This window comes from Streptomyces alkaliphilus, assembly GCF_014141535.1.
Taxonomy (GTDB): domain Bacteria; phylum Actinomycetota; class Actinomycetes; order Streptomycetales; family Streptomycetaceae; genus Streptomyces; species Streptomyces alkaliphilus.
In genome coordinates this window covers 1-3,499 of the sequence record NZ_VKHT01000553.1, presented here as the reverse complement: position 1 = coordinate 3,499, position 3,499 = coordinate 1, and the positions used below count along the sequence as shown (strand labels likewise).

Genomic DNA, 3,499 nt, shown 5'->3' with positions numbered 1-3,499 from the left:
CACGCATGGTGTCCCTTTCTGCGGTGTGCCCGGGGCCACCCGGGCACACCGCAGAAAGGGACACCATGCGTGACCTCACCGCCTTCGTGAACCGGTCCACCGACCTCGCCGGGATCGACATCCGGGACGAGCGGGGCCACCTGACCGAGGGCGCCTCCCCGGTGCTGGCCACGCCGGCCGCCTTCATGGCCGGCATCGCCTTCAGCGGCGCCATGGTCGCGGCGTACGAGGCCGGTCGCCAGGCCGGCCAGGTCATTCAGTGACGTCGCACGCCGGCTGACCGCCACCCGGGTCCGGCCGACCGCCTCCGCGGCCGGCCGGACCGGGCAGGGCCCTCCGCCCCTGCCCCGCCCCGACGGATGGCCGGAATTCCGTCCGGTGGATCGGTGCGTCCTCCCGATCCACCGGACGGGGTCACGGATATCCGCCGCGGCCGACAGGGTTTTCGCGTCCGATCCCGGGGGGATTCGAGATCTCCGATTCGTATTTCCCGGGGTGCTCGGAATTCCTCGCCGGGGCCCCTTTTCCCTCCGCGCCTCGTGGCCCGGTCGCCGCTGTTTTCCCGCTTTTACCGTTTCTCCGGTTTCCGTCGTTTCCCGGTTTCCCTCGAGGCCCCGTTTTCCGCGCGGCTCTCCCGATCGCTCCGGAACCACCCCTCGGGGGCGGGTTCCGTCGCCCGGCATCCCACGCCCGTCCGGGCCCGTTTCCCCCGTCCGCATCTTCCTCACGCCCCGGAGGACCTCATGAGCACCCCCTCCCGACGACCGAGACGGTTGCCGCGTGCCCTGCGCCGATCGATGGACGCCCTGCTGGGCCCCGTGCCCGTGTCACGGGAACGCGCCATGGCCCTCTCGGAGCGGCTGACCGCCGCCACCTCCCTGACCTCCAGCCTCGAGCACCTCACCCACCGCCGGCACGCCCGCCCGGGCGGGCTCAACGACTGGGCCATCGCTCGCGACAACCACGCGCCACAGCACCCGATCCTGCGCAGGGCCCTGGACCTGATCGCCGATGAGCGCACCACCACCGGTCTGCATCTGGCCCGGGTGGCCGCCTCCGTCGGCCTGCTGCTGCCCGGTGACGCCCGCTGGCGCGGTGCCGCCAACCTCTTCCTGGGCCTGAGCAACGCCGCGCTCTACCCCCGCCACCGCTACGGCACCGACGGCGCCGACCAGGCGTCCACCCTCGTGCAGAGCGCCGTCGGGCTGGCCCGGCTGTCGAACGACCCGCGCACCCGGGACGCGCTGCTGTGGTACGTCGCCGCCCAGTCCAACCTGTCGTATCTGATCTCCGGCTGGGTGAAGCTGTTGGGGAAGGACTGGCGGTCCGGCGCGGCGCTCGGCGGTGTCATGCGCACCCGCACCTACGGCCAGGAGGACATCTGGCGGCTCACCCGCCGGTACCCGCGCGCCGCCCGCACCCTCGCCCACGGCGTGCTGGCCCTGGAGTGCCTCTTCCCGATCCTCTACCTGCGGGGCGGGAGGCTGGCCAAGCCGATCATCGGCAGCGCCGCCGCCTTCCACGTGGCCAACGGCTTCGTGATGGGCCTGGGGCGCTTCGCGACCTCCTTCACCGCGATGCACCCGATGGTCGCCTACACCAGCACCCCGCGGTCCCACCCGGCCGCCGCCGGCCGGGACGACCGGATGCTCGGCGCCGCCGCGCTGGTCCTCGCCGGCGGAGTGGCGGTCGCCGGGGCGGTGGCCGCCGGACGGCGTCTGCGTGCCGTGGAGCCGTGGCCGGACGGGCGGACCGTCACCACCCGCCACGGCAACGAGCTGTCCTACAACGCCCGTCTGACCGACCGCCCGGCCCGGGCCGACGAATCCGACGCCGCGGAGAGCACCGCCGGGGAGAGCGCCCCCGTGGTGGTCTTCATCCCCGGCCTGGCCTCCACCGCCGAGCACTTCGGCTGGGTCACCGAGAAGCTCCTGCGCGACAGCGACATCGATCTGGTGACCTACAGCCGTGCCGGGTACGGACCCAGCCGGTACCGGGCGAGCGGGCCGTTCGGTCTCGACCAGGCGGTGGACGACCTGGAGGACCTGATCGCCGCCGCCGTGCCGGCGGGCCGCCCGGTGGTCCTGGCGGGTCACTCGCTCGGTGGGGAACTGGCCCGGCGGGTGTCCGCCCGGCTGGGGGACCGGCTGCACGGCGTCGTCTACCTGGACAGCTCCCACCCGGCGGAACTCCTGCGCTCCAAGCAGCAGAGCGACTCCGCCGAGCGGCTGCGCGGTGGCCTGGTGACCTTCCTCAACAGTCTGCGGGCCGGGATGGGCGCGCTGTTGGTCCGTCCCGACTGGGTCGAGTCCCTGCCGGCCGGCTATCGACGGAAGGTCATGGCCCAGTACGCCGACTCGCGGCTGTGGGAGGCCGGGATGCGGGAGTGGGAGGCCACCGAGCGGGAGTTCCGCGCCTTCGAGGGCGATCTGCCGGCCGCCCCCGGCCACGCGCTGGTGCTCTCCGCCCAGCAGACCGTCGACCGTGACCCCGAACAGTTGTTGATGCACAAGGAGTTGGGCGACGCGCACCGCGCCCCGGGACGGCTGGTCCGCAACGAGGTCGTAGAGGGCGCCGACCACGACTCCCTGCTGACCTCCGCCCGCCTCGGCACCGAGGTCGGCCGCCGCATCATCGACTTCCTCGCGCAGACCCTCCGCCCCGACGCGGCGGAGCCCACCCGTAACCCCGTGCACGCCCGTAACCCCGTGCACGCCGAGAAGACGGAGAACCCCCGATGACGAACATCGCGATCGCCGGCCGCGCCGCCGGTCGGGCCGTGCGCCGGGTGGTCACCGGCCCCGGAGCCGCGGCCCGGATCGGGGCCGCCCTGGTCCTGGTCGGCACCCTGAGCGCCCAGCACCCCAACCCCTCCTTCGGGCGGGTCGCCCGTCGGGACACCTTCTCCGCCCTCCTCCCCAACTGGCGGTTCTTCGCGCCCAACCCGGCGCAGCACGACTACCACTTCTTCTACCGGACGCTGAACACCGCGGGCGAGACATCCGGGTGGCGACCGGTCGAGGTGATCGCCGGTCGTCGGCTCCACCAGATCCTCTGGTTCCCCGGTCGGCGCCCGGAGAAGGCGATCTTCGACATCGGGACCGAGCTGCTGATCACCCTCGACAAGGGATTCGACGTCCTGACCCGCCTGCCGGCGTACCGGATGCTGGTCGGCTTCCTGCGGACCGAGATCGCCCGTGAGGAGGAGCGGCACGGCCGGCACGGGGACCCGGAACGCGCGGTGAAGGGTTTCCAGTTCACCCTCACCCGTGCCGCCGGGTACGACGACTCCGAGGAGCCGGAGGTCATCTTCGTCTCCCCCTACACCCCCATGCGGCCCGGGGCACCGGTCGCCGCGGAACTCAGGGAGGCCGCGTGAACACCGCCGTCGTCGTCATCTTCGGTATCTCCATCGTCGTCGCGCTCGCCATCGCGGCGAGGGCCGGCGGCCTGTGGAAGTGAGACGGGAAGCCCTTCCCGTCCCCCGCATCACACCCCC

3 protein-coding genes are annotated in these 3,499 nt (G+C 72.9%); all 3 read left to right on the top strand.

Translation table 11 applies throughout. From position 1 onward, the window contains the following. Positions 1–65: 65 nt before the first annotated feature. The 3 genes from FNQ90_RS16555 to FNQ90_RS16545 all read left to right on the top strand — a co-directional run bounded on the left by FNQ90_RS16555 (position 66) and on the right by FNQ90_RS16545 (position 3,379). Positions 66–263: a hypothetical protein gene (locus FNQ90_RS16555; RefSeq protein ID WP_143623548.1), complete on the top strand. Its 198-nt coding sequence runs from the start codon at positions 66–68 to the stop codon at positions 261–263. Between the two features lie 480 nt (positions 264–743). Beyond that, positions 744–2,741, top strand: a complete 1,998-nt coding sequence (locus FNQ90_RS16550; RefSeq protein WP_228471314.1) for an alpha/beta fold hydrolase — start codon at positions 744–746, stop codon at positions 2,739–2,741. Continuing rightward, complete coding sequence (locus FNQ90_RS16545) at positions 2,738–3,379, top strand: hypothetical protein (RefSeq protein WP_182607092.1); 642 nt, start codon at positions 2,738–2,740, stop codon at positions 3,377–3,379. Before FNQ90_RS16550 ends, FNQ90_RS16545 begins: the two co-directional genes overlap by 4 nt. The last annotated feature ends 120 nt before the right edge of the window (positions 3,380–3,499 follow it).

What these genes read in the sequence shown, in the direction of transcription:
- FNQ90_RS16555 (WP_143623548.1), top strand. Translation starts at nt 66, where the DNA reads ATGCGTGACCTCACCGCCTTCGTGAACCGGTCCACCGACCTCGCCGGG.
- FNQ90_RS16550 (WP_228471314.1), top strand. Translation starts at nt 744, where the DNA reads ATGAGCACCCCCTCCCGACGACCGAGACGGTTGCCGCGTGCCCTGCGC.
- FNQ90_RS16545 (WP_182607092.1), top strand. Translation starts at nt 2,738, where the DNA reads ATGACGAACATCGCGATCGCCGGCCGCGCCGCCGGTCGGGCCGTGCGC.